The 923-nt window shown below is 59.8% G+C and carries 1 protein-coding gene; it reads right to left on the bottom strand.

Features of this window, described 5'->3' with window-relative positions:
* Positions 1-609, bottom strand: a 609-nt coding sequence (locus ACXJKH_RS21310; RefSeq protein WP_457322362.1) for a hypothetical protein, incomplete at its 3' end; no start/stop codon positions are given.
* Between the last annotated feature and the right edge of the window lie 314 nt (positions 610-923).

The following is a 923-nucleotide window of genomic DNA, read 5'->3' as shown; positions in this document are numbered from 1 at the left end:
CAAGAACAACCGCTCACTAGCCTCAGCCCAGGAGGGGTGTCCGCGCATCCATGCGTCGAACAACTTCCCGGAAAGCAGCTGGTTTGGCAATGGTGGGTGCTTCGTCTTCCGGCCTACGATCCAGCGCTCCATGACGATTTCGCAGAACAGATCGTACGGCATCCCCAATTCGTCAGCCTTCTGACGGGCCTGCCACAAGCTGGTGATAACCGCTCGGTCGTTCAATGCGAGACTTGACGTACAGGGCTGCTTGTGAGGCGCTTCCGAAGGGTCAAAGTGACGCGCCCAAGCAGCACGGTACGCAGCGACATATGCGTCCGTGAACGCCTGTGTGGCCTGCACTGGGGACATGTAGCGGTTCCCGACCCAGCGAGTGTGCAGCAGTGACGCCTCCTTGGCGAGCAAGCCTTTATCGATGTACGTGCGCTGGAAGACTTGCTCTCCCACCTGTCGTTTCACGGGATCAGCCGACTTCAGCGCGCGTTGATACGCGGCATCCCTGCTCTGCGCTTCTATGATGTTCTTCGCAGACGCCTTCTTTCGGGCGGGGTTAGGCCGTTTGGCCTTTGCCTTCGCGCGCGTCGCGCCTGACTTTTTGTTCCGAGCCATTCTCCTGCCCTCCTCGATAAAGACAGTGTTATACCGACCGGGCCGATGAAATCGCCGGTCAGTCAGAACTTTTTGCGGGAGGGGTAGCCATACGGCCTAGCCCCGGCATATGTGGCAGTGCAAGGAGCAGGGCGGGCGAGAGCTCCCCCCTTCCAACTAGCTGTTGTCGCTGCCCGAATCTGACGATCCACCTTCCCGACCTTTTCCCTCCCTTTCGGATCGTTGGACAAGTCGGCCAGGTGCGGAGGGCCCTTCCGCACCGGACACTCTCATCTGCCTACTCGACGCCGAACGAATTAGACGCGATTAGGCGC

It is taken from the genome of Stenotrophomonas sp. P5_B8 (assembly GCF_054049855.1).
Note: the sequence above shows the minus strand (reverse complement) of the source record. Positions and strands in the feature narration are given on the sequence as shown.